Below are 22,967 nucleotides of genomic sequence, written 5' to 3'. Positions count from 1 at the left end.
GTGCCCCGATCGCCGCGCAGGGGAGCCGGGTGGTGTCCCCTGTGCTGCGATCCGGGTGTTTTGGTCGCAACAGGAGACCATGAGGCTGCGCTCCCCTCCAAAAGCACCCCCTGCACGCCGAAGCCCCCGACGACCTTGGAAACGGGTGTCGGGGGCTTCGTAGGGGCTGGAAAGCGAGGTCAGTCGCCCGGGGTGTCCTCCGCGGCCTGGTCGAGCCGGAAGGCCTCGTTCCCGAGGCCGATACGGGCGTGCACCTCGGGGCGGCTGCGGCGCAGGACGGCTCCGTAGACCAGCCCGATGACGACGGCGGCGGCGATGATGCCGGGCAGCAGCCAGCTGAGCGCGGAGCCCTTCTCGGCGCCGACCAGGACGCCGAAGTCCTTGACCGTGTAGACGGCGATGGCGAGGAGGGCGAGACCGGCGGTGCCGGCCGCGACGAGCCGCCAGACCTGGGCGCCGGCGGTGCCGCGGCGGACGAAGAAGGCGATGACGGCGAAGGAGGCGGCGGCCATGAGGAGGGTCACGCCGAGGGCGCCGACGCTGCCCATCCAGGTGAACAGGTGCAGGACGGGGGTGGTGGGGTCGGGCAGCTGCACCTTGAGGGAGGGGTCGGCGGGGGCCTTGTCCTCGGTCAGGGCGAAGGCGATCACGACGAGGGCGGCGATGCCGGTCTGGAGGAGGGAGCCGGTGGCGGGGGCGCCGGTGCCGGCGTTGGTACGGCCGAAGGTGGCCGGGAGCAGGCCCTCGCGGCCCATGGCGAAGGCGTAGCGGGCGACGACGTTGTGGAAGCTGAGCATGGCCGCGAACATGCCGGTCACGAAGAGGACGTGCAGGACGTCGGTGAAGGCGGTGCCGAGGCGGGCCTCGGTGAGCTGGAAGAGCAGGGTGGGGCCCGCCTCGCCCGCGGTCTCGACCACCTTGGAGGGGCCGGTGGCGACGGTGAGGGCCCAGGCGCTCACGGCGAAGAAGAGGGCGACGAAGCCGACGGCGAGGAACATCACGCGCGAGACGACGATGTGCGGCTTGCTGGTCTCCTCGGCGTAGACCGGGGACTGCTCGAAGCCGACGAAGGCGGCGATGCAGAAGCAGAGGGCGGTGCCGAAGCCGGCTCCGCCGAGGGTCTCGGGGTTGAAGGCGTGCAGCGAGAGGCCTTCGGCGGCCGGCTTGCTGATGGCGGCGACGTCGAAGACGACGACGAGGAGGCACTCGACGAGGAGGAGGACCCCGAGGACCTTGGCGTTGAGGTCGATCTTGAGCCAGCCGAGTGCCCCGGTGGCGGCGACGGCGAGCAGGGCCGGGATCCACCAGGCGAGCTCGATGTCCAGGTAGGTGGCGAAGAGGCCGGATATCTCGAAGCCGAGGATGCCGAAGACGCCGACCTGCATGGCGCTGTACGCGACGAGGGCGACGAGGGAGGCGGCCGCGCCGGCGGTGGGGCCGAGGCCCCGGGCGATGTACGCGTAGAAGGCGCCGGCGTTGTGGACGTGCCGGCTCATCTCGGCGTAGCCGACGCTGAAGAGCGCGAGGACGGCGCCGAGGATGACGAAGAGCAGTGGCTGGCCGACGATGCCCATGACCCCGAAGGTCGTGGGCATGACACCTGCTACCACCATCAGGGGCGCGCTGGCGGCGAGCACCGACAGGAGCAGGCCGGCGGTGCCGAGGCGGCCGGCGCGCAGGGCCCGGTCCTGGCCCTTGTACGTACGGATCTCGGCCGGTTCTTGGAGCGTGGAGGATCTGCCCGTCGGCATGGCGGCGTCCTTTCGGGGGGCACGGTTCTCTCGGGGGTGTACGTGCGGGGGCTTGCGGCGGTGCGGTCGGGCGGTGCGCGGTGAGGCGTGCGCAGTGAGGCAGTGCGCGGGCGGGCGGTGCGCCGTCAGGCGGTGCCGAGGGCGACGCCGCGGGCGGCGAGGAAGGCCTTCTGCGGGTCCCGGTCCGGGTAGGACCAGGGGGCGCGGGTGGCATGGCTGCCGATGCGGTGGAAGAGTGCCGCGGCCTCGGCGGGGCGGCCCTCGCAGAGTTTGGCGTGGGCGAGGAAGTTGAGGTCGACCCGGTTGCGGGGGTGGTCGTCGCGCTCCCACTCCAACCACCAGTCGAAGGCGGAGCGCAGCACCTGGCGGGCGCGGCGGCCGGCCCAGTGGGCGGCGGCCGCTTCGGGCGAGTGGCCGTGCGTGGCGGCCAGTACCCGGTACCGCTCGGCGTGCGCGACGACGGGGAGGACGGCGAGCGGGGAGTCGGCCGGGGACTCCTCGGCGGCCCAGGCCGCGAAGTCGTAGACCTCGTGGAGCGGGTCCTGACCGGAGACGAGGACGCGTTCGGCCAGCTTCGCGACCATCAGGTGATGGGCGTGGTGGTGCTCGCGGTGGCGGGCCCGGACCTGGTCGAAGTGCCGGCTGAACTCCTCCTCGCTGCCGAAGGCGCGGGACAGGAGGAGCAGTCCGAGCCAGGGGGTGGGGTCCGCCGGGAGCAGGGCGGCGGCCCGTCGGCAGGCCTCCTCGGCCGCGGCCGGGGTGCCCTTGTGGCGCAGGGCTCCGAAAACGGCGGCGCAGGCGAGCAGGGTCGCGGCGTCGGCGCTCTCCGGTTCGGCGAGCAGCCACTCGCGGGCCCAGGCGGTGGCCGCCGGGGTCTGGGCGAGGACGACGACGCGGTGGCCGCGGCGGTCCCAGTCGTCACCGGTGCCGACGAGGAGGGCACGGGCCCGGGCCCACCGGCCCTGGGTGAACTGGGACCGCACGTCGACGAGTTCGGCGTCGCACAGGGCCGGGTCGAAGAGCTGGGCGTCCCGCTTGCGGGCGCGGCCGAGGGGCGGCGGAGGCGGGGACATCCGCGGGTTTCCCTCCAGGGCGCGGGCGGACGTGGGTCGGCGGTGGCCGGTACTCGCGCAAGGCGCACGCGAGGGGTTCGGCCGGGCGGTTCGGGGGATCGCGACGGTGAGCGCGCCGGTGATCACGCACAGCAAAGCGGTACGCCCAGCTCCGCGTCAAGGTCCAGTCCACTGCGTGGCGGGTTTCAACTGCTGCGAGGGGGGTGCGAGTTGGGTGAACGGTCCACTTCCGGGAGGTGTCCGCGCCGTCTCGTAGGGTGGCCGCATGACTGCTTATCACGATCTTCCCCCCTATCTGCTGGGGTTTCCCGGGCCGTTGCGCGACCAGCTGGTCGCGGCCGTGCTGAGCGGGGCGAAGACCAGCACCACCGGCCTGCTCGCGGAGTACGAGGCCGAGGACGAGCCCCTGCCGGAGCCCGGCGCCCGGTCGCTGCTGGTCGATTCCGCGGAGCGCGGGGTGGCGGTGGTGGAGGTGACCGCCGTGGAGGTGCTGCGGCTGGGGGACATCGGGCTTCAGCACGCGCTCGAAGAGGGCGAGGGGTACGCGTCGGTGGCCGAATGGCGTACGGCACACGAGGAGTTCTGGCACAGCGAACCGGTACGCGGAGCGATCGGTGACCCGGGGTTCACGGTCGACGACGACACCCTCGTCATCGCGGAGCGGTTCCGGGTCACCGAACGGCTGGTCTGACGGGCTCCTGCTGGTCTGACGGGCTCCTGCGGCGGAACGGCCCCCGCCGACCGGTCGGCCGCAGACCGGTCAGCGGTTGACCGGTCAGCCGCTGGCGCGGTCAGCCGATGGCGCGGGCGGCGGCGCGGCCCGCCGCCCGGCCCGAGAAGATGCACCCGCCGAGGAAGGTGCCCTCCAGGGCCCGGTAGCCGTGCACCCCGCCGCCGCCGAATCCGGCCGCCTCGCCCGCCGCGTAGACGCCCGGCAGCGGTTCGCCGGAGCCGGTCAGGACGCGCGAGGAGAGGTCGGTCTCCAGGCCGCCCAGGGACTTGCGGGTCAGGATCGAGAGCCGTACCGCGATCAGCGGCCCGGCCTTGGGGTCCAGGATCCGGTGCGGGGCGGCCGTACGGATCAGCTTGTCGCCGAGGTACCTGCGCGCGCCGTGGATGGCCGTGACCTGGAGGTCCTTGGTGAAGGGGTTGGCGATCTCCCGGTCGCGGGCCACGATCTCGCCCCGGACCGCGGCCTCGTCGAGGAGGTCCTCCTTGGTGACCGCGTTCATCCCGCGGACCAGGGCGGACAGGTCGCGCTCGACGACGAAGTCGGCCCCGTTGTCCATGAAGGCCCGGACCGGGGCCGGTACGGCCTGGCGCGCCCGGGTGAAGACGTCGCGCACCGACTTGCCGGTGAGGTCCGGGTTCTGCTCGGAGCCGGAGAGGGCGAACTCCTTGCCGATGATGCGCTCGTTGAGCACGAACCATGTGTGGTCGTGGCCGGTCTTCATGATGTGGTCGAGGGTGCCGAGGGTGTCGAAGCCCGGGAAGAGCGGCACGGGCAGCCGCTTGCCCGTCGCGTCCAGCCACAGCGGGGAGGGGCCGGGCAGGATGCGGATGCCGTGCCGGGCCCAGATCGGGTCCCAGTTCTGGATGCCCTCGGTGTAGTGCCACATCCGGTCCTTGTTGATGTGGCTGGCGCCCGCCCGCTCCGCGATGCCCAGCATCAGGCCGTCCACGTGGGCCGGGACCCCCGACAGCATCCGCTGCGGCGGGGTGCCGAGCCGGGCGGGCCACTGTGCGCGGACGAGGTCGTGGTTGCCGCCGATGCCGCCGCTGGTGACGATCACGGCCTGGGCCCGCAGCGAGAACGTCCCGGTGGTCTCGCGGCTGCTGGCGGTGCCGCGTACGGCGTCGGAGGGTTCCAGGATCTCGCCCGTCACGGTGTCCACCGCGCCGGCCGTGGCGGAGAGCCCTGTGACGCGGTGGCGGAACGCGAACCGGACCAGGCCGCGGGCCACACCGGCCCGGACCCGGCGCTCGAAGGGCTCCACCAGGCCGGGACCGGTGCCCCAGGTGATGTGGAAGCGGGGGACGGAGTTCCCGTGACCGTTGGCGTCGTAGCCGCCGCGCTCCGCCCAACCGACCACCGGGAAGAAGCGGACGCCCTGGGCGTGCAGCCAGGAGCGCTTCTCGCCGGCCGCGAAGTCGACGTACGCCTCGGCCCAGCGGCGCGGCCAGGCGTCCTCCTCGCGGTCGAATCCGGCGGTGCCCAGCCAGTCCTGGAGGGCCAGGGCGTGACTGTCCTTGATCCGCATCCGGCGCTGCTCGGGCGAGTCCACGAAGAACAGCCCGCCGAAGGACCAGTGCGCCTGGCCGCCGATCGACTGCTCCGGCTCCTGGTCGAGCAGGATGACCTTGCGGCCCGCGTCGACGAGCTCGGCGGTGGCCACGAGCCCCGCGAGCCCGGCTCCGATCACGATCACGTCTGCGTCGTACGTCATGCGGTTACCCGTCCTCCGTCGATGGTGGGGCAGATCCTTGGCTACGGAGCGGTAACCAGTCAACAGCGGTGGTTGGATGACCCGTGTGAGTGCCGCTGATGAAGTACTGGACGTGGTGGACCGGGACGACCGGGTCGTCGGGCAGGCCCCGCGGGGCGAGGTGTACGCGCGGGGGCTGATCCACCGCTGCGTGTTCGTGCGGGCCGTGGACGCCCAGGGGCGGATCTTCGTGCACCGGCGGACCGCCTCGAAGCTGGTCTTCCCCTCGCACTACGACATGTTCGTGGGCGGGGTGGTGGGCGCCGGCGAGAGCTACGCGCGGGCCGCGCTGCGCGAGGCCGAGGAGGAGCTGGGCGTACGGGGGCTGGAGCAGCCGACGCCGCTGTTCAAGTTCCTGTACGAGGGTCCGGGCGGGGCCTGGTGGTCGTACGTGCACGAGGTGCGGTGCGAGCTGCCGGTGGACCCCCAGGCCTCGGAGGTCGACTGGCACACCTATCTCACGCCGCAGGAGCTGGAGCGGCGGGTGGCGGGCGGGGAATGGGCCTGGGTGCCGGACGGACTGGAGGCGTACCGGCGGCTGCGCGCGCGCCCGGAGTTCCGCCAGTAGATTTGTCGGGTGATCGACTTCGTCAAGGACGTGCGCCTCTGGTTCGCACCCTCGCGGCTGAGGGACGAGGGCGAGACCCCCGACTACCGCTTCTCGCTGGCCAACGAGCGGACCTTCCTCGCATGGATCCGGACCTCCCTGGCCCTGGTGGGCGGCGGGTTCGCCGTGGACCAGTTCCTGCCGGACCTGCGCTGGGGGGTGCGGGTCGGGATGGCCCTCGCCCTGCTCGTGGTGGGTGCGGCCTGCGCGCTGCGGGCGGTGAACCACTGGGTGCGGTGCGAGCGGGCGATGCGACGGGGTGAGGACCTGCCGCTGTCGCGGTTCCCGGTGCTGCTGAGCCTGGGCGTGGGGCTGGTGGCGGTGGCGATGGTGGTGGTCGTCCTGCTGGGCTGGACGACGGCGACGAGGCAGTGAGCGCCCCGGGCCGCGATCGCGCCCGCGACCGCGATGCCGGCCTGCAGCCCGAGCGGACCCGGCTCGCGTGGCGGCGTACGACGCTGGCCTGCTCGGTGGTGGCGGTGCTGGCGCTGCGGCAGGCGCTGCGCGGGTCCGGTTCACCGGTGGAGGTGGCCGGGGCAGCGGTCATCGCGCTCATCTGGCTGGCGTTCCTGTGGGTCGCCCACCGGCGGATCCGGGAGCTGGCGGCGCACCGGCCGCAGCAGCTCGCGCCGCGGGCGGCGCTGGCGGCGGTGGCGTGCACGGCGGCGCTGGCGGTGTTCGCAATGACGGTGATCCTCTGACCCGCCGGTGCGGGCCGGTGTGATGATCGCGCTTCGCCGCGCCACCGCGACACAACGGGCGATACCCGGCAATCCGCACTAACCTCGGCGCCATGACGACGCTGCACCACGAACACCCCACGCATGAGCACACGCACGGCGCGGACTGCGGCCACCAGGCGGTCTCGCACGGCGACCACGTCGACTACGCCCACGACGGCCACCTGCACCGGGAGCACTCGGGCCACTGGGACGAGTGCGAGCCCGGCGGGCACACCACGCACGAAGGCCACGCGCACGCGCACGGCAAGGACTGCGGGCACGAGTCGGTCCGGCACGGCGACCACGTGGACTACCTCCACGACGGCCACCGGCACGCGGCGCACGACGGCCACTACGACGACCACTGACCGATCCAGGCGCGCGCCGACCTGCGCCGGCGTGCGCCGAGGTACGCCGACACGTGCTGACGTGTGCTGACGTGTGCTGACACACGCTGACACGTGCTGACGACCACCCGCCCTCCCCCGGCGCCGCGACTGCTGGCAGGATGCCGACCGTTCGTCAAAGCGACCCGGGGAGAGCGCAGATGTCCGTCGAAGAGCCGTACCTCGTCCAGCCCGCGCCGGGGGTGTACGCCTACGTCCAGCCGGACGGCGGCTGGTGCCTGAACAACGCGGGGTTCGTGACCGACGGGGGCCGCACCCTGCTCGTCGACACCGCCGCCACCGAGCGGCGGGCCCTGGCCCTGCGCGACGCGGTCGTGGCGGCCGGGGTGCCGCTCCCCCGCACCGTGGTCAACACCCACCACCACGGCGACCACACGTACGGCAACGGCGTCTTCACCCCCGAGGCGATGATCCTCGGCCACGACAACGCCCGGTCCGAGCAGCTCGCCGCCGGGCACCAGCTGGAACTGATCTGGCCCGCCACGGACTTCGGCGCCGTCGAGATCGTCCCGCCCGACCTCACCTACAGCGACCGGGCGACCCTGCACGTCGGCTCGACGGAGGTGCAGGTCATCCACCCGGGCGTCGCGCACACCACCGGGGACTCGATCGTGTGGCTGCCCGGACAGCGGGTGGTGTTCACCGGCGACCTGGTCTTCGCCGGCGGCACCCCGTTCCTGGCGATGGGTTCCCTGGCCGGTTCGCTGCGGGCGCTGGAGCTGCTGCGCTCGCTGGACGCGGAGACCGTCGTACCGGGCCACGGACCGCTGACCGACCCCTCGGCCTACGACTCCACCGAGCGCTACCTGCGCCACGTGGCCGAAATCGCCCGGGAGGGCCGGGCCAAGGGGCTGTCCCCGCTGGAGGTGGCCCAGCAGGCCGACCTCGGCGAGTTCGGGACCTGGCGGGAGAGCGAGCGGCTGGTCGCCAACGTGCACCGGGCGTACGCGGAACTGGCCGGGAAGCCCGAGGGGGCGCCCCTGGACATCCTCGCCGTTCTGACGGACATGACGGTGATGAACGGCGGCACGCCCATCCTCTGCCACGCCTGAGACGGCCGGGCGGAAGGGTTTCCCTGCGCCCGCACTCTGGACGACATACCGACTGGTCGGCATGATGGCTCGCGACGGTGCTCCGACGCACCCTCGCTCTTCCCCTCGTCGACTCGCACGGAGGTGCGCACCATGACCTCAGCCCCGGCCGACCCGCGCGGCCTGGACCTGGAGCGATTGCGCGGTCATCTCGACCGGGCCCGGCCGGGACTCGTGTCCGGGGCGCTGCGCGGCCGGCTCATCGAGGGCGGCCGGTCGAATCTCACGTACGAGATCACCGACGGGACCTCCCGCTGGGTGGTCCGCCGGCCGCCACTGGGCCACGTACTGGCCACCGCGCACGACATGCGGCGCGAGCACCGGGTGATCGAGGCGTTGCACGGCACGGCCGTTCCGGTGCCGGAGCCGCTGCTCCTGTGCGAGGACGATTCCGTGCTCGGGGCACCGTTCTACGTGATGGAGTACGTGGACGGGGTGCCGTACCGGACGGCCGAGCAGCTCGCCGCGATCGGACCGGAGCGGACCCGGCGGGCGGTGCTGGGCCTGGTGGACACCCTGGTCGAGCTGCACGCGGTGGAACCGCAGGCGGTGGGCCTGGGCGACTTCGGCCGGCCGGAGGGCTTCCTCGACCGGCAGCTGCGGCGCTGGGGCAAGCAGCTCGCGGCCTCGCGGGGCCGGGAGCTCGCCGGGATCGACGAGCTGCACGGCGCGCTCGGCCGCAGGCTGCCGGTCTCCCCCGCACCCACCGTGGTGCACGGGGACTTCCGGCTCGACAACGTGCTGATCGGCGGCCCGGACGACACGATCCGGGCGGTGCTGGACTGGGAGATGTCCACGCTCGGGGATCCGCTGACCGACCTCGGGCTGCTCGTGATGTACAGCTCGGACCTGGGCCTGACCGGATCGCCGGTCAGTACGACGAGCGGGGCGCCGGCCCATCCGACGCCGGCCGAGCTCGTCGAGCGCTACGCCGCCCGCTCGGGGCGGGACACCGGGGCCATCGCCTGGTACACGGCCTTCGCCTGGTTCAAGCTCGCCGTGATCCTCGAGGGCATCCACTACCGCTACACGCTGGGGCAGACCGTCGGGGCGGGCTTCGACCGGATCGGCGAGCTGGTCCCGGTCTTCATCGAGCACGGACTGACCACACTCCAGGACCGCCAGGAAGGCTGAGGCACGCACCCATGGATTTCGCATTCGACGCCCGGACCGAGGAACTCCGCGAGCGGCTGCTCGCGTTCATGGAGGAGTACGTCTACCCGGCGGAGCCCGTCGCCGCCGAGCAGCGCGCACGGCTGGCCTCGCCCTGGGACACCCCGGCCGTCTTCGGTGAACTGAAGGCCGAGGCGCGCCGTCAGGGCCTGTGGAACCTCTTCCTCCCCAGTGCCGAGCACGGCGCGGGGCTGACCAACCTCCAGTACGCGCCGCTCGCCGAGATCACCGGGCGCAGCCCGCACCTGGCGCCCATGGCCACCAACTGCGCGGCTCCGGACACCGGGAACATGGAGCTGCTCGCCCAGTTCGGGAACGAGGAGCAGCGCAAGCAGTGGCTGGAGCCCCTGCTGGCCGGGGAGATCCGGTCCGCCTTCGCGATGACCGAGCCCGAGGTGGCCTCCTCGGACGCCACGAACATCGAGACGCGGATCGAGCGCTCGGCGGACGGTGGCGAGTATGTGGTCACCGGCCGGAAATGGTTCATCTCGGGGGCGATGAACCCGGACTGCCGGATCTTCATCGTGATGGGCAAGACCGACCCGGAAGGCGCCGATCCGCGGCGCCAGCAGTCGATGATCCTGGTGCCGCGCGACACCCCGGGGGTCGAGGTGCGCCGGGCCATGACGGTGTACGGGTACGAGGACCACGACCACGGCGGCCACGCCGAGGTGGTCTTCGACGGGGCCCGGGTCCCGGCGGCGAACCTGATCGGCGAGGAGGGCACCGGCTTCGCGATCGCCCAGGCCCGGCTCGGCCCGGGCCGCATCCACCACTGCATGCGGCTGATCGGGATGGCGGAGCGGGCGATCGAGCTGATGTGCCGGCGCGCGGTGGAACGTACCGCCTTCGGCAAGCCGCTGGCCGCCCAGGGCGTCGTGCAGAACTGGATCGCCGACGCCCGGGTCACGGTGGAGCAGCTGCGGCTGCTGGTGCTGAAGACGGCCTGGCTGATGGACACGGTGGGGAACCGGGGCGCGCACACCGAGATCCAGGCCATCAAGATCGCGACACCGCGGGCGGTGGTGCAGATCCTCGACGACGCGGTCCAGCTGCACGGCGCGGGCGGGGTCAGCCAGGACTTCCCGCTGGCCGAGTTGTGGGCGGCTGCGCGGACCCTGCGGCTGGCCGACGGACCGGACGAGGTGCACCAGCGGTCTTTGGCGCGGCGGGAGTTGAAGCAGTACGGGGCCGGTCGAGCGTGAACGTGCAGGAATCGTGCAGGAGTTCGTTCGGACTTGTGTACGGGGTGAAGGCGATGCGGGGGACCCTTTAAGAAACCTTGTTGAATAAGCCCACAACCCCAAGGTGTTCTTGATTTGCGCCTGTCAATCGGAACAGGGTTCTCCAGAAGGTCTGACGCCCCCAACGTCAACATGAGGAGAACCCTCCAGATGGCAACTCACAAGCGCTCGCGCGGTTTCCGGTACGCGGCCATAGGCACGGCAGCAGCGGCGGCTGCTGCCGTGACCATGATCGCCTCCCCCTTCGCGGGGGCCGCCGCACCGGCCGAAGGCACCGTGTACGGCCTCGGCGCGCCCGGCGCGATCAGCGGGAGCTACGTCGTCATACTCGACGCATCCGCGAACAAGGAACAGCTCGCCCGCAAGTACGGCGGCGAGCTGAAGCGCTCCTACGGCTCCGGGGTCAACGGCTTCTCGGCCGACGGCCTGAGCGAGACCGAGGCCAAGCGGCTGGCCGCTGACCCGGCCGTCGGCAAGGTCGTGCAGAACAAGAAGTTCACCATCAAGGCCTCCCAGCCCAACCCGCCGTCGTGGGGTCTGGACCGGATCGACCAGACCGCCCAGGCGGGCGACAAGAAGTACGACTACCCCGATGCCGCCGGTGAGGGCGTGACGGCCTACGTCATCGACACCGGAGTCCGCACCACCCACAAGGACTTCGGCGGCCGCGCGACGTCCGGCTTCGACGCCATCGACAACGACGACAGCGCCGACGACGGGAACGGCCACGGCACCCACGTGGCCGGCACCATCGCGGGCACCGCGCACGGTGTCGCCAAGAAGGCGAAGATCGTCGCGGTGCGGGTGCTCGACGACAACGGCTCCGGCACCACCGAGCAGGTCGTCGCCGGCATCGACTGGGTCACCCAGAACCACAAGGGCCCCTCGGTCGCCAACATGAGCCTGGGCGGCGGCGCCGACGAGGCCCTCGACGAGGCCGTGCGCCGGGCCATCGCCTCCGGCGTCACCTTCGGGGTGGCGGCGGGCAACGAGTCGTCCGACGCCGGTCAGGGCTCGCCGTCGCGGGTTCCGGAGGCCATCACGGTGGCGTCCAGCACCATCGACGACGAGCAGTCCTCGTTCTCGAACTTCGGCTCCGTGGTGGACCTGTACGCGCCGGGCTCGGACATCACGTCCGCCTGGAACGACAGCGACACGGGGACGAAGACCATCTCCGGCACCTCCATGGCCACCCCGCACGTCGTGGGCGCGGCGGCGGTCTACCTCGCCGGGCACCCGACGTCGACGCCGGCTCAGACGGCTGCGGCGCTGACGGGAGCGGCCACCTCCGGTGCGGTCACCAACCCGTCGGCGGGCACGGCGAACAAGCTCCTGAAGGTCGCGCCGTAGCCAAGGCCCCGTAGTCGAAGGCCCGTAGTCAAAGGCCCGTACTCGAAGGCCCCGGGGCCCGCCCGCCGTGCGGGTCCCGGGGCTCGTGCGTTCCCCGGGGCCCGGGGGGACTCTAGGGGCGCAGGGCGCGCAGCAGCAGGTCGGCGAGGTGATCGGCGACCTGCTGCGGCGTGAGCGGGCCGTCCGCCCGGTACCAGGTCGACAGGTGGTGGACGGACCCGAAGTGGTAGTCCACCACCAGGTCGGCGGGGGTGGCGTCGGAGAACACGCCCGTACGCTGGCCCTCCTCGACCAACGCCCGGAAGCGCTCGTGGTAGCGCCGGCGCTCCGCCCGCACCTGCTTGAACTTCTCCGGGCTGAGCTGGTGCATCGACCGGAAGAAGATCATCGCGTCGTCGAGGTTCTCGATGGTGGTGACGACCACGTCGGCGGCCGCGGCGCGCAGCCGCTCCTCGACGGGCGCGTCGGAATCGGCCACCGCGTCGAGGCGCTGCTGCTGGAGCCGCAGCATCCGCGCGTACACCTCGTGCAGCAGGTCGTCCTTGGACCCGAAGTAGTGGTAGAGCGCGCCCTTCGTGACGCCGGCCGCCTCGACGATCTCCTGGACCGAGGTGCGGTCGTAACCCCGCTCGGCGAACAGCCGGGTGGCGACGGCCAGCAGCCGCTGCGGTACCGGGGCTTCGTGCGTGCCTGCGGGTTCCGTGGTCCTGGCCGCCATGGCGCTGACCTTCCCTTCCTGATTCCTGCCTGGTCACTGGGACCAGCTGTACGACCGTCCGACTGTTTTCAGCCGCGATCGCGCAGTTCCCGTCGCAGGATCTTGCCACTGGTCGTCTTCGGAAGGACAGGCAGGATCTCGACCTGCCGCGGGTATTTGTACGCGGCGATGCGCTCGGCGCAGTACGCGGACAGCTCCGCAGGCTCCACCGAGGTGCCGGGACGCAGGCTGACGTACGCCTTCACGCTCTCCCCGCGGTAGGCGTCCGGTACGCCGACCACCGCGGCCTCGCGGACGGCGGGGTGGGTGTACAGCACGTCCTCGACCTCCCGCGGCCAGACCTTGAAGCCGGAGGCGTTGATCATGTCCTTCTTGCGGTCGACGACGTAGAGCCAGCCGTCCGGGTCCATGAATCCGACGTCGCCGGTGCGCAGTTCGCCCTCCGGGAAGGCCTTCGCGGTGTCGGCGGGCAGGCCCCAGTAGCCGGGCACCACCTGCGGGCCGCGGACGGCGATCTCGCCGGTCTCCCCGAAGGGGACCTCGGCTCCGTGCTCGTCGAGGATGCGCACCACGGTGTCGGCGCCCGGCAGGCCCACGGAGAGGGTCCCGGAGGCGGGGTCGACGGGGGCGTCCAAGTGCACGGGGACGCTGGCGCAGGGGGCAGTGCACTCGGTGAGGCCGTAGCCGTTGCGCAGGTAGAAGCCGAAGGCGGTGCGCAGGCGCTCGACGAGGGCGGGCGGGAGCGGGGCTCCGCCGGAGGAGATCACCTGGAACGAGGCGAAGTGGTCGGGGGTGACGTCGGGGTGGGCGGCGAGGGCCATGAAGGCGGTGGCCGGGCCGACGGTGTAGGCGGGGCGGTGTTCGAGGAAGGCGTCGAGGACGGTGCCCGCATCGAAGCGGTGGGCCAGGGCCAGGGTGCCGGCGTTGGCAAAACAGGCGGCGAGCTCGCAGACCATGCCGGTGATGTGGAAGAGGGGCGCGAGGGCGAAGTAGGTGGCGCCCTCGGGCAGGGGGTGGGAGGTGACCTGGCGGACGGCGTTGTACGTGAGCGCGCCGTGCGGGTTCATCGCGCCCTTGGGGGTGCCGCTGGTGCCGGAGGTGTAGCTGATCAGGGCGGTGTCGGCGGCGGTGAGGTGCGGGTCGCCCGGCGCGGGCCGCCTGCGGCGGGCCACGGTGAGGAGGTCGGCGGCGCCGAGGCCGCCGGCAGAGGCCGCAGGGCCGGGGGCCGCGGGGGCGGTAGCGTCCGGTCCGAGCTGCTGCTCCCGGCCGGGCACCGTCTCCGGCGCGGCCGCCTGGGCCGGTACGAACGGGCGGGCGGGGGCCGCGGCCCGGTCGGGCTCCGGGCCGAGGACGCGCGGGTCGTTGCGCGTTTGGAAGTCCCGGTCCGACGTGGTCAGCACGGTCCGCACGGCGCTGTCCCGCGCGGCCTCGCGCACGTACGCCGTCCACGCGCCGCCGTCGCAGACGAGCGCGGCGGCCCCCGAGTCGCGGAGGATGTGCCCGACCTCGCCCGACTTGTACATGGGGTTGAGCGGGACGACCACGGCCCCGGCCTTCCAGGCGGCGAGGACGGCGAGCACGAAGTGCGGGGTGTTCTGCAGCACGACGGCGACCCGGTCGCCGCGGCGGACGCCCCGCTCCGCGAGGTGACCGGCGACGGAGTCGGAGAGCGCGTCGGCCTCCGCGTAGCCGATCCGGCCGTCGAAGTAGGCCAGCGCGGCGCGCCCGGGCGCCCGCGCAACGGCCTCGCGGAAGGCGTGCAGCACGGTGGGCGGCGGATCGACGGGCGCCCGCTGGGCCTCGGTGAGCCGCCCGAGCCAGGGCTTCGCGGCGTACGGGGAGTCCTGCGGTAGCCCGGACGTGCGGGAGGGGGTCACCGGGTCTCCCACTTCTGCTGGAGGTGGTTCATGCCGCTCAGCCAGCGATCCGGCTCGGTGGCGCGCGCGGCGTAGAAGTCGGCGACCTCGGGGTGCGGGAGGATCAAGAATCGGCCCTTCTCCATGCCGTCGAACAGCGCGTCCGCGACCACTTCCGGCTCGATCGCGGTCGGCGCGAGAACGAGTTCGCCCGCCGAACCCGCGGCGGTCAGCATGTCGGTGCGCACCCCCTGCGGACAGATGGCGTGGACCTGGACCCCCCGGTGGCGGTAGGTCAGCGAGAGCCATTCGGCGAAGGCGAGCGCACCGTGCTTGGTGACACTGTACGGGGCCGCTCCGATCATGGTCAGGAGCCCTGCGGCCGAGACGGTGGACACGAAGCGGCCGGTCCCCCGCTCCAGCCAGTCCGGCAGCAGCGCCCTGGCGGCGCGGACGTGGGCCATGACGTTGGTGTCCCAGGCCGCCTCCCAGACGGCCTCGTCGGCGAAGGCGTCGCCGCCGGAGGCGAGTCCGGCGTTGGCGCAGTAGATGTCGACCGCCCCGCCGAGGGCCTCGCGGGCCTCGGCCACGACGGCCGAGGCGTCGCCCGGCACCGGGATCGCCCGTGCGCCGATGCTCCCCGCGACGGCGGCGGCCTTGGCCGGGTCGAGGTCGTTGACCACCACCGTGGCGCCCTCGGCCGCGAAGCGGTGCGCGAGGGCGGCGCCGATGCCGCCGCCCGCGCCGGTGACGACGACTCGCTGGTCCTGGTACGCGCTCACGGGGTCCACCTCTCGTGCGGCCGGATGCCGGATCGTGGGCAGACTAACCAGTCGGTATGTCAGGAGGAAAGGGGCAGGGCTCGTAGCGTGGCCGGATGACGCTGTCGCGACGCGGGGTGCTGGGGCTGGCGGGAGCCATCGGATCGGCGGGCGCACTGGGGGCGGCGGTGCGCACCGCGCCCACGGGAACCAGCGGGGCCGGAGGGGCCGGAGGAGCCATCGGCCGGGTGCGCACCGGTTTCGAGCGGCTCGCCGCCGACGGGTACGCCGCGCTCGCCGGGGAGAGGATCGGGGTGGTCACCAACCCCACCGGGATCACCGCCGACGCCCGGCACCTGGTCGACGTACTGCACGCGGACGAACGGGTCGACCTGGTCGCGGTGTTCGGGCCCGAGCACGGCTTCCGCGGGACCGCGCAGGCGGGCGGGTCCGAGGGGGCCTCCCGGGACCCGGCGACCGGACTGCCGGTGTACGACACGTACGGCCGGAGCGGTCAGCAGCTCGCGGACGTCTTCACGGCGGCCGGGATCGACACCGTCGTCTTCGACATCCAGGACGTCGGGGCCCGCTTCTACACCTACATCTGGACCCTCTACGACTGCATGCGCGCGGCCGCGCTCGCCGGCAAGGCGATGGTGGTGCTGGACCGGCCCAATCCGGTGGGCGGCCGGCGGGCCGCGGGACCCGTACTGGAGCGGCCGTACGCGAGCTTCGTCGGCCGGGAGCCGATCGCCCTCGCGCACGGGATGACGGCGGCCGAACTGGCCCGGCTCTTCAACGGCGAGTTCCTGACGGAGAAGCCGGTCCGGCTGCGGACGGTGCCGCTGTCCGGGTGGCGGCGGGAGTCGTTCTTCGGGGAGACGGGGCTGCCGTGGATGCCGCCCAGCCCGAACATGCCGACCCCGGACACGGCCCTCGCGTACGCCGGTACCTGCCTGTTCGAGGGGACGAACCTCTCCGAGGGGCGCGGAACGACCACGCCCTTCGAGGTGGTGGGCGCGGAGGGCATCGACCGGCGGTGGGCGGAGGCGGCGAACGCGCTGGGGCTGCCGGGGGTGTGGTTCCGGGAGGCGTACTTCACCCCGACCTTCTCCAAGCACGTGGGGAAGGTGTGCGGCGGTGTCCGGCTGGTCGTGCACGACCGGGCCGCCTTCGACCCGGTACGGGCCGGGATCGGGCTGCTGATCACCGCGCGGCAGGTGTGGAACGGCTTCGGCTGGCGCGCCGACCACTGGATCGACCGGCTGACCGGCTCGGACCGGGTACGGACGCTGGTGGACGCGGGGGCGGACGTGGACGAGGTGGTGGGCGACTGGGCGTTGGGACTGGCCCGCTTCGAGGCGGTGCGCCGGCAGTACCTGCTCTACCCGTGAGCCTGCCCCGCGACCCGACCGCGGCCCGACCGTGAGCCGACCGCGTCGGGGGTCTGGTCGGGCGGGCGCCGCAGCAGGATGCTGACTGCACCGGAGGCGCGGCGTGGAGGGGGGACGTCATGGCGGACATCGGTGGCGGAAGCAGGAACGCGGTCGGGAGCGGAACCGGGGTCGGGAACGCGGTCGGGAGCGGGATCGGGGTCGCGCCGTACGCAGAGCTGACCTTCGACTCCGACGGGGACGTGGACCGGGCGACTCAGGGGGCGGTGGCCCGGATGGAAGCCACGGACCTGCTGGTCTTCGCACACGGCTGGAACAGCGACCGGTCCACGGCGACTCGGCTGTACGACCGGTTCTTCGCCCCCTTCCCGGGGCTGGTGGGTTCGGGGGTGCGGCTGGGGTACGTGGGTGTCGTATGGCCCGCGATGCGGTTCGCCGACGAGCCGATACCCGACTTCGACGCACACGGCGCCCTCGCGGAACCCGGCTTCGGTACGGCCCTGGACCCCGCCACCCGGCGCGCGCTCGGGGAGTTCTGGCCGGAGCGGGGCGCCGAGCTGGACCGGGTGGCGAACCTGCTGGAGGAACGGCCCGACTCGGCCGCCGCCTTCATCGAGTTCGGCGCACTCGTACGCGAGCTGGCGGGGGTGGACGCGGTTCCCGCCGCGGTCGCTCCCTCCGTACCGGCGATCTTCACCGACGACGTGCTGGAGGTGTGCCGGGCCCTGGCCACCGCCCTGGTCCGGGCGGGCGCACCGGCTCCGGCGGAGCCCGCCGGTCCGGGCCTCACCGTCGGCGGCGGGCTGCGCGGCCTGTGGGGCGGCGCCAAGGAGCTGCTGCGGCAGGCCGCCTACTACAAGATGAAGAAGCGGGCGGGCGTGGTCGGCGAGCGCGGACTCGGCCCGGTGCTGACGGAGCTGGCGGCCGCCCGCCCCGCGCTGCGGTTCCACCTGATCGGGCACAGCTTCGGCGCGCGGGTGGTGTCCTTCTCGCTGCGCGCGGTGCCGGACCGGGCCCGGTACGTGAAGTCCGTGACCCTGCTCCAGGGGGCCTTCTCCCACTACGCCTTCGCCGACCGGCTGCCGCACGACAAGAGCAGCGGCGGCACCCTGCGCGGCCTCCAGCGCCGGGTCGACGGACCGGTGGTCGCCTGCCATTCCCCGCACGACTCGGCCCTCAAGATCTTCTACCCGCTGGCCTCCCGGATGGCAGGCGATTCGGCCGGACTGCTGGGTTTCGACGAACGGTGGGGCGCCATCGGGCACGACGGGGTCCAGGCGGTCCCGGGTGCGCCCCGGCTGAGCCTCGAAACCGCTCTGCGCGAGGGGGTGCCGGCGACCGGTTGCGTCAGTGTGGACGCGGGCTCCGTGGTGCGGCGCGGCGGCGCCCCGTCGGGGGCGCACAGCGATATCTGCCACGAGGAACTGGCCCGGGTGGTGGTGACTGCGGGGCGCATGGGGCGCTGAGTTCTGGCCATGTGCCACCCGTACGCCTCGACCGCCCCCGCATGCGCCCGCCTCCGACCGGGCATGTTGGGCACATCGGCGGAGGTGATGGTGTGATGGCGGGATTCCGGAGTCTGGCCTACCAGGTGCGCGACGCGCGCAATGACCGGGCCTTGCGGCGCCATTCTCTGCGCCGCTGCCTGGAGCGTTTCGCGCCCTACGGGCACCGGGCGACATGGTGGCACCTGTGCGACCGGCACGGGATCGCCCCCGAGGACCGGGGGGCCGATCCCCTGCGGCTCGTCGCGGCGCTGGAGGAGCTGGAGGACGCGCGGGCGGTCTGGCTGGAGTACGAAAGGCAGTTCGCGGAACGCCGTCGGCGCGAGAAGCACCACGGCCTGCGCCGCCCGGAGTGGGCCTGGGGCGGGAGCGGGGACGCGGTGGTGCGGTGCGCGGACCCGGGCGTGCGGCCGGAGGGGACGCTGGGCGAGGTGCTGCGCCGGCTGGTGCGGGCGCTGGAGTCGGAGCCGGGGACGGCGTGCCCGGTCTGCGGGGACACCGAACTGCACTGGCCGGAGGTGGCCCCGGTCGGCCCCTGGGCGGGGGCGCTGGCCTGGGACGGGCCGGTGTGTGCGGGCTGCGGGATCGTGGTGCCCAGACCGGCCCTGGCGGACATCCCGACGGCGGGAGCCGCGTGAGGGCCCCGGTGCCGAAATCGGTCTCTGCATCCGTGCCTGCACCTGCGCCGGCGCCTGGGTCGGGGGCGATATCGGTGTCGCTGAACGGCTCGCGGAGCGCGGCCGACGGCCCGGTCGTCCCGATGTCGCCGGAAGCACTGGCCGAGTCGGCGCTGGCCGCCGTCGCCGCCGGGGCCGGAGAGGTGCTGGTGCATCCGCGCACCCCGTGCGGGCGCGAAAGCCTCTCGCCGCGGGTGGTCGGGCCGGTACTGGAGGTGCTGCGGCGCGCGGGGGTCGGCGTAGCGCTTTCGGTACCGGCGGGCGTCGCGGCCGAGCCCGATCCGGCCGGGCGGCTGGAGCGGGTGGCCGCGTGGACGGTGCTGCCGGACCGGGCGGCGGTGGACTTCGGGCAGCCGGGGGCCGCCGAGCTGGCGGAGGCCCTGCTCGCGCGGGGTGTCGCCGTGGACGCGGTGGTGCCGCTGGGCGGTGTGGCCGGGCCGGAGCCGCTCGCGCGGTTCCTCGCCTGGCCGGTGCGCGAGCCCGGGCGGGTCCGGCTCACGGCCGAACTCGCGGCGGGCGATCCGGCTCTGGTGGCGGGGCTGCACGGGTTGCCGCCGGTCCCGGTGCTGCTCTACGGGCGGGACGCGGCCGCCTGGCCGGTGCTGCGGCTGGCCGCACGGTGCGGGACGGTCGTGCGTACCGGAGCGGGGGACGTGACGCACCTGCCCGACGGGCGTCCGGCGCGGTCGAACGCCGAACTGGTGGCGGCGGCCCGGGACCTGCTGGCGGAGACGGCCTAGAGCCGCGAGCCGGTGAGGCGTTCGCCGAAGACGTCGTCCGGATTGGACAGCGCGCAGGTCTCCATCGACAGGCAGCCGCAGCCGATGCAGTCCGTCAGGTGGTCGCGCAGGCGGCCGAGCCGGGTGATGCGCTCGTCGAGTTCGGCGCGCCAGGCCTCGGAGAGGCGGGCCCAGTCCTCGCGGTTGGGGGTGCGCTCCTCGGGGAGCCGGGCGAGTGCCTCCCGGATGCTGGCCAGCGGGATGCCCACGCGCTGGGCGGCGCGCACGAAGGCCACGCGGCGCAGAGCGTCGCGGGTGTAGCGGCGCTGGTTGCCGGAGGTGCGGCGGCTGCTGATCAGGCCCTTGGCCTCGTAGAAGTGGAGCGCGGAGACGGCCGCGCCGCTACGGGCGGACAGCTGGCCGACGGTGAGCTCATGGATTTTCTCGGGAATCTGCGGCACCCGGTCGAGCGTAGTCGGAGGTCCGTTGACATACGCATGCGGGCCCCAGCATGCTGAGCAAGCGCTTATTCGTCCGTCAGTGGTCCGCGAGAGACAGGAACAGGGCATGGCCGAGCCGAGGGTCTTCACGTCCGCCGAGGAGCTGCACGCCGGGGTCGGCGAACCGCTCGGCCCCAGCGCATGGCTGGAGGTGGACCAGAAGCGCATCGACCTCTTCGCGGATGCCACCGGCGATCACCAGTGGATCCACGTGGACCCGGAGCGCGCGGCGGGCGGACCCTTCGGTTCGACGATCGCGCACGGCTATCTGACACTGTCCCTGCTGCCCAGCCTGGTCCCGCAGGTCATGCGGGTGGAGGGCATGCGGATGGGCCTCAACTACGGGACGAACAAGGTGCGCTTCCCGGCGCCGGTGCCCGTCGGCTCGCGGCTGCGCGCGACCGCCGTGATCACGGAGGTCGCGGAGGCGGGCGGCGGCGTACAGGTCACGGCCACGGTGACGGTCGAGCGGGAGGGCGGCGACAAGCCGGTGTGCGTGGCGGAGTCGGTGTCGCGCTACTACTTCTGAAGCCCGTCCGGCGGCACTACCGCGCAGGGGCCGGCCGCGCGGCCACCATGCGGAGCACGAGGTCGGCGTAGAGCCCGCCGACCTCGTCGGGCGTGCGCTGCCCGGCCACGCTGAACCAGCGCGCCACGTCGATGCACAGGGACAGCACGGCGAGCGTGGTGCCCGGCAGGTCGGGGACGTCGAACTCCCCCGCGGCCACTCCGTCGGCCAGGATGCTGCGCACGGCGGCGTCGCTCCGCCGGCGCAGCGCCACGATCTCCGAGCGGTGCTCCGGGGCAAGGGCGTCGAGCTCGTACTGGACCACGCGCGCGGTGGTGTGGTGCGCGGCGTGCCAGCGCACGAAGGACCGCACGGCGGCGTCGAGCCGGTCGGCGGGGCTGCCGGGGCCGTCGGCGGCGGTGGTCAGGATCTCCAGCGCCTTGTCGTGGCCGATCCGGCTGATCCGGTGGAGCAGCTCTTCCTTGGTCTTGTAGTGGATGTAGAGCGCGGCCGGGCTCATACCGGCACGGCCCGCGATGTCACGTGTGGTGGTGGCGTGGTACCCGCGCTCGGCGAAGGCTTCGACGGCGGCGACCAGCAGTCGCCGCGCGGCGTCGGGGGTGACCTCGGACCACGGCTTGTAGCCGTCGACCGTATCCTCCGCGCTGCCCATCGCTCACTCACCCTTCACCGTATGGAAGGCAACACCCTACCGGAGGGTGAGCAAGCGCTTAGCCGTGTCGGGCGCGGCGCGCGGGGCCGGTGCGCGGGGCCGGTGCGCGGGGCCGGTGTGCGGGGCCGGGGCGCGGGGCCGGGGCGCGGCTCGACCGGATCCGGGCCCGTCGGGCGGGCTACTTCGGTGCGAAGGGGTCGTACTCGGCCATTATCTTCTCCATCCTGGCCTGATCCACCCGGCTGACGATCTGCGTGACCTCCTGGCGGTCGCGGATCACCTTGGCGAGGGTGAAGGCCGAGGTGGTGAGGTAGAGGACCGCGATTCCGAGGAAGGCCCGGACCCAGCCGTCCACCTCCAGGTTGTAGATCCCCACGGACACGGCGCCGATGGCGATGCCGAAGGAGGCGACGGCCTGGCCGTAGTACGCCCCCGTGCTCTGCTGCTTGACCGGTGTCTCGTTCATGGGTCGAGCATCGGGCGGACCGGCGCGGCGCACATCCGCACGCGTACTCATACCGGGTACTCATCCCACGTACTCACCACGCACGCTCACCCCGCGCGCCCATGGGGGCGGCCGACCGGCCTCAGAACGCCGAAACCCCGGTGCGGGCGCGGCCGATGAGCAGCTTCTGGATCTGGCTGGTGCCCTCGTACAGGGTCATCACGCGGGCGTCGCGCAGCAGCTTGCCCGCCGGGTACTCGTCGATGTAGCCGTACCCGCCGTGCACCTGGAGGGCGTTGCTCGCGGCGCGCACGGCGGCCTCGGAGGCGAAGAGCTTGGCGGTGGAGGACTCGGTGGCGAAGGGCTGCCCGCGGTCGATGAGGTCGGCGACCCGCCAGGTGAGCAGCCGGGCCGCGTCCACGTCGACCGAGATGTCCGCGATGAGCTCCTGGACCAGCTGGTGGTGGGCTATCGGCTTGCCGAACTGCTCGCGCTGGGCGGCGTACGAGAGCGCCGCGTCCAGGGCCGCCTGGGCGATGCCGACGCAGCCGGCGGCGACCGACATCCGGCCCTTGGCGAGGGCGGACATGGCGACGGAGAAGCCCTTGCCCTCGGGGCCGAGCATCGTGGAGGCGGGCACGCGGACGCCGTCGAGGACGAGTTCGGCGGTGGCCTGGCCCCGCAGGCCGAGTTTGCCGTGGATCTCGCGGCGGGTCAGGCCGGGGGTGTCGGTGGGAACGAGGAAGGCGGAGACCCCGCGGTGGCCCGGCTCGTCGCCGGTACGGGCGAAGAGCAGCACCACGTCGGCCCACGTGCCGTTGGTGATGAACATCTTGCTGCCGTCGAGTACGTACGTGTCCCCCTCGCGCACGGCGCGCGTGGTGAGGTTGCCGGCGTCGGAGCCGGTGCCGGGCTCGGTCAGTCCGAAGCAGCCGAGCGCGTCGCCGGAGCAGAGGCGAGGCAGCCAGGCGCGCTTCTGGTCCTCGGTGCCCCAGGCGGCGATGGTCTTGGCGACCAGGCCGAGGGAGACGGAGACGATCCCGCGCACGGCCGAGTCGCCGCGCCCGAGCTCCTCGGTGACCAGGACGTAGGCGAGGTGGTCGCCGCCGGAGCCCCCGTACTCCTCGGGGACGGTCAGGCCGAGGAAGCCCAGCGCGCCCAGCTTCTTCACGATGGCCCGGTCCACGCTCTCGGCGCGGTCCCACTCGGCGGCGTACGGGGCGACCTCGCGCTCGGTGAACTCGCGGGCGAGCCGGCGGACGGCGGTCTGCTCCTCGCTCAGCTCCAGATTCACCGGGCACCTCCGG

24 protein-coding genes are annotated in these 22,967 nt (G+C 73.1%); 14 read left to right on the top strand and 10 right to left on the bottom strand.

Annotated elements, in window-relative coordinates; translation table 11 throughout:
• Positions 1-179: 179 nt before the first annotated feature.
• Together B6R96_RS27855 and B6R96_RS27850 are read right to left on the bottom strand one after the other, a co-directional pair.
• Positions 180-1,751 (bottom strand): APC family permease, encoded by a 1,572-nt coding sequence (locus B6R96_RS27855; RefSeq protein ID WP_081523970.1) that lies wholly within the window; start codon positions 1,749-1,751, stop codon positions 180-182.
• Positions 1,752-1,876: 125 nt separating this feature from the next.
• A complete protein-coding gene (locus B6R96_RS27850; protein WP_030388714.1) occupies positions 1,877-2,824 on the bottom strand; it encodes a hypothetical protein in 948 nt (315 codons plus the stop codon).
• A gap of 265 nt (positions 2,825-3,089) precedes the next feature.
• On the opposite strand from B6R96_RS27850, the gene B6R96_RS27845 reads away from it, so the two are divergent.
• Entirely contained in the window at positions 3,090-3,515 is a 426-nt protein-coding gene (locus B6R96_RS27845) for an ASCH domain-containing protein (protein ID WP_081523969.1), read from the top strand.
• Between the two features lie 100 nt (positions 3,516-3,615).
• On the opposite strand, the gene B6R96_RS27840 is transcribed toward B6R96_RS27845, so the two are convergent.
• Positions 3,616-5,271: an FAD-binding dehydrogenase gene (locus B6R96_RS27840; protein ID WP_081523968.1), complete on the bottom strand. Its 1,656-nt coding sequence runs from the start codon at positions 5,269-5,271 to the stop codon at positions 3,616-3,618.
• A 76-nt stretch (positions 5,272-5,347) separates the two neighbouring features.
• On the opposite strand from B6R96_RS27840, the gene B6R96_RS27835 reads away from it, so the two are divergent.
• The 8 genes from B6R96_RS27835 (at position 5,348) to B6R96_RS27800 (ending at position 11,904) form a co-directional block, all read left to right on the top strand.
• Positions 5,348-5,878 (top strand): NUDIX hydrolase, encoded by a 531-nt coding sequence (locus B6R96_RS27835; protein ID WP_221510845.1) that lies wholly within the window; start codon positions 5,348-5,350, stop codon positions 5,876-5,878.
• 9 nt (positions 5,879-5,887) lie between these two features.
• Positions 5,888-6,292, top strand: a complete 405-nt coding sequence (locus tag B6R96_RS27830; RefSeq protein WP_081523967.1) for a YidH family protein — start codon at positions 5,888-5,890, stop codon at positions 6,290-6,292.
• Positions 6,289-6,618 carry a DUF202 domain-containing protein gene (locus tag B6R96_RS27825; protein ID WP_081523966.1) on the top strand — a complete coding sequence of 110 codons (330 nt, stop codon included), beginning with the start codon at positions 6,289-6,291 and terminating at the stop codon, positions 6,616-6,618. The genes B6R96_RS27830 and B6R96_RS27825 overlap by 4 nt, the downstream gene beginning before the upstream one ends.
• A 92-nt stretch (positions 6,619-6,710) precedes the next feature.
• Positions 6,711-7,007, top strand: coding sequence for a hypothetical protein (locus B6R96_RS27820; RefSeq protein ID WP_081523965.1), 297 nt, complete (start codon positions 6,711-6,713; stop codon positions 7,005-7,007).
• A gap of 179 nt (positions 7,008-7,186) precedes the next feature.
• Positions 7,187-8,098 carry an MBL fold metallo-hydrolase gene (locus tag B6R96_RS27815; protein WP_081523964.1) on the top strand — a complete coding sequence of 304 codons (912 nt, stop codon included), beginning with the start codon at positions 7,187-7,189 and terminating at the stop codon, positions 8,096-8,098.
• Between the two features lie 132 nt (positions 8,099-8,230).
• Positions 8,231-9,271: a phosphotransferase family protein gene (locus tag B6R96_RS27810; protein ID WP_081523963.1), complete on the top strand. Its 1,041-nt coding sequence runs from the start codon at positions 8,231-8,233 to the stop codon at positions 9,269-9,271.
• Positions 9,272-9,282: 11 nt separating this feature from the next.
• Entirely contained in the window at positions 9,283-10,515 is a 1,233-nt protein-coding gene (locus B6R96_RS27805) for an acyl-CoA dehydrogenase family protein (protein ID WP_081523962.1), read from the top strand.
• A 189-nt stretch (positions 10,516-10,704) separates the two neighbouring features.
• Positions 10,705-11,904 (top strand): S8 family peptidase, encoded by a 1,200-nt coding sequence (locus tag B6R96_RS27800; RefSeq protein ID WP_053705187.1) that lies wholly within the window; start codon positions 10,705-10,707, stop codon positions 11,902-11,904.
• Between the two features lie 112 nt (positions 11,905-12,016).
• Here the strand turns inward: B6R96_RS27800 and B6R96_RS27795 are convergent, their stop codons facing one another.
• From B6R96_RS27795 to B6R96_RS27785, 3 genes are all read right to left on the bottom strand, one after another.
• Complete coding sequence (locus B6R96_RS27795) at positions 12,017-12,622, bottom strand: TetR/AcrR family transcriptional regulator (protein ID WP_030388725.1); 606 nt, start codon at positions 12,620-12,622, stop codon at positions 12,017-12,019.
• Positions 12,623-12,690: 68 nt separating this feature from the next.
• Positions 12,691-14,499: a class I adenylate-forming enzyme family protein gene (locus B6R96_RS27790; RefSeq protein ID WP_081525294.1), complete on the bottom strand. Its 1,809-nt coding sequence runs from the start codon at positions 14,497-14,499 to the stop codon at positions 12,691-12,693.
• The gene (locus tag B6R96_RS27785) at positions 14,496-15,260 is read right to left on the bottom strand and encodes an SDR family oxidoreductase (RefSeq protein WP_081525293.1); all 765 of its coding nucleotides are present in this window, start codon (positions 15,258-15,260) and stop codon (positions 14,496-14,498) included. Before B6R96_RS27785 ends, B6R96_RS27790 begins: the two co-directional genes overlap by 4 nt.
• A gap of 95 nt (positions 15,261-15,355) precedes the next feature.
• Between B6R96_RS27785 and B6R96_RS27780 the strand changes: the two genes are divergently transcribed.
• From B6R96_RS27780 to B6R96_RS27765, 4 genes are all read left to right on the top strand, one after another.
• Positions 15,356-16,633 (top strand): exo-beta-N-acetylmuramidase NamZ family protein, encoded by a 1,278-nt coding sequence (locus B6R96_RS27780; RefSeq protein ID WP_081523961.1) that lies wholly within the window; start codon positions 15,356-15,358, stop codon positions 16,631-16,633.
• Between the two features lie 119 nt (positions 16,634-16,752).
• The gene (locus B6R96_RS27775) at positions 16,753-18,099 is read left to right on the top strand and encodes a serine-threonine protein kinase (protein ID WP_237291536.1); all 1,347 of its coding nucleotides are present in this window, start codon (positions 16,753-16,755) and stop codon (positions 18,097-18,099) included.
• A gap of 95 nt (positions 18,100-18,194) precedes the next feature.
• Positions 18,195-18,776: a hypothetical protein gene (locus tag B6R96_RS27770; RefSeq protein ID WP_030388730.1), complete on the top strand. Its 582-nt coding sequence runs from the start codon at positions 18,195-18,197 to the stop codon at positions 18,774-18,776.
• 74 nt (positions 18,777-18,850) lie between these two features.
• A complete protein-coding gene (locus B6R96_RS27765; protein WP_335755552.1) occupies positions 18,851-19,555 on the top strand; it encodes a 3-keto-5-aminohexanoate cleavage protein in 705 nt (234 codons plus the stop codon).
• Here the strand turns inward: B6R96_RS27765 and soxR are convergent.
• Positions 19,552-19,995 (bottom strand): redox-sensitive transcriptional activator SoxR, encoded by a 444-nt coding sequence (gene soxR / locus B6R96_RS27760; RefSeq protein WP_030388732.1) that lies wholly within the window; start codon positions 19,993-19,995, stop codon positions 19,552-19,554. The genes B6R96_RS27765 and soxR overlap by 4 nt on opposite strands.
• Before the next feature lie 106 nt (positions 19,996-20,101).
• Between soxR and B6R96_RS27755 the strand changes: the two genes are divergently transcribed.
• Positions 20,102-20,563 (top strand): MaoC family dehydratase, encoded by a 462-nt coding sequence (locus B6R96_RS27755; RefSeq protein WP_079404479.1) that lies wholly within the window; start codon positions 20,102-20,104, stop codon positions 20,561-20,563.
• A 16-nt stretch (positions 20,564-20,579) separates the two neighbouring features.
• Here the strand turns inward: B6R96_RS27755 and B6R96_RS27750 are convergent, their stop codons facing one another.
• The 3 genes from B6R96_RS27750 to B6R96_RS27740 all read right to left on the bottom strand — a co-directional run bounded on the left by B6R96_RS27750 (position 20,580) and on the right by B6R96_RS27740 (position 22,954).
• On the bottom strand, positions 20,580-21,215 hold the full coding sequence (locus B6R96_RS27750; RefSeq protein WP_081523960.1) for a TetR/AcrR family transcriptional regulator: 636 nt from the start codon (positions 21,213-21,215) through the stop codon (positions 20,580-20,582).
• A 178-nt stretch (positions 21,216-21,393) separates the two neighbouring features.
• Complete coding sequence (locus B6R96_RS27745) at positions 21,394-21,681, bottom strand: YiaA/YiaB family inner membrane protein (protein WP_081523959.1); 288 nt, start codon at positions 21,679-21,681, stop codon at positions 21,394-21,396.
• Between the two features lie 121 nt (positions 21,682-21,802).
• Positions 21,803-22,954, bottom strand: a complete 1,152-nt coding sequence (locus B6R96_RS27740) for an acyl-CoA dehydrogenase family protein (protein WP_030388736.1) — start codon at positions 22,952-22,954, stop codon at positions 21,803-21,805.
• Between the last annotated feature and the right edge of the window lie 13 nt (positions 22,955-22,967).

The organism is Streptomyces sp. Sge12 (assembly GCF_002080455.1).
Taxonomy (GTDB): domain Bacteria; phylum Actinomycetota; class Actinomycetes; order Streptomycetales; family Streptomycetaceae; genus Streptomyces.
The sequence above is the reverse complement of the archived record's forward strand: the minus strand, read 5'-3'. Positions and strand labels throughout refer to the sequence as shown.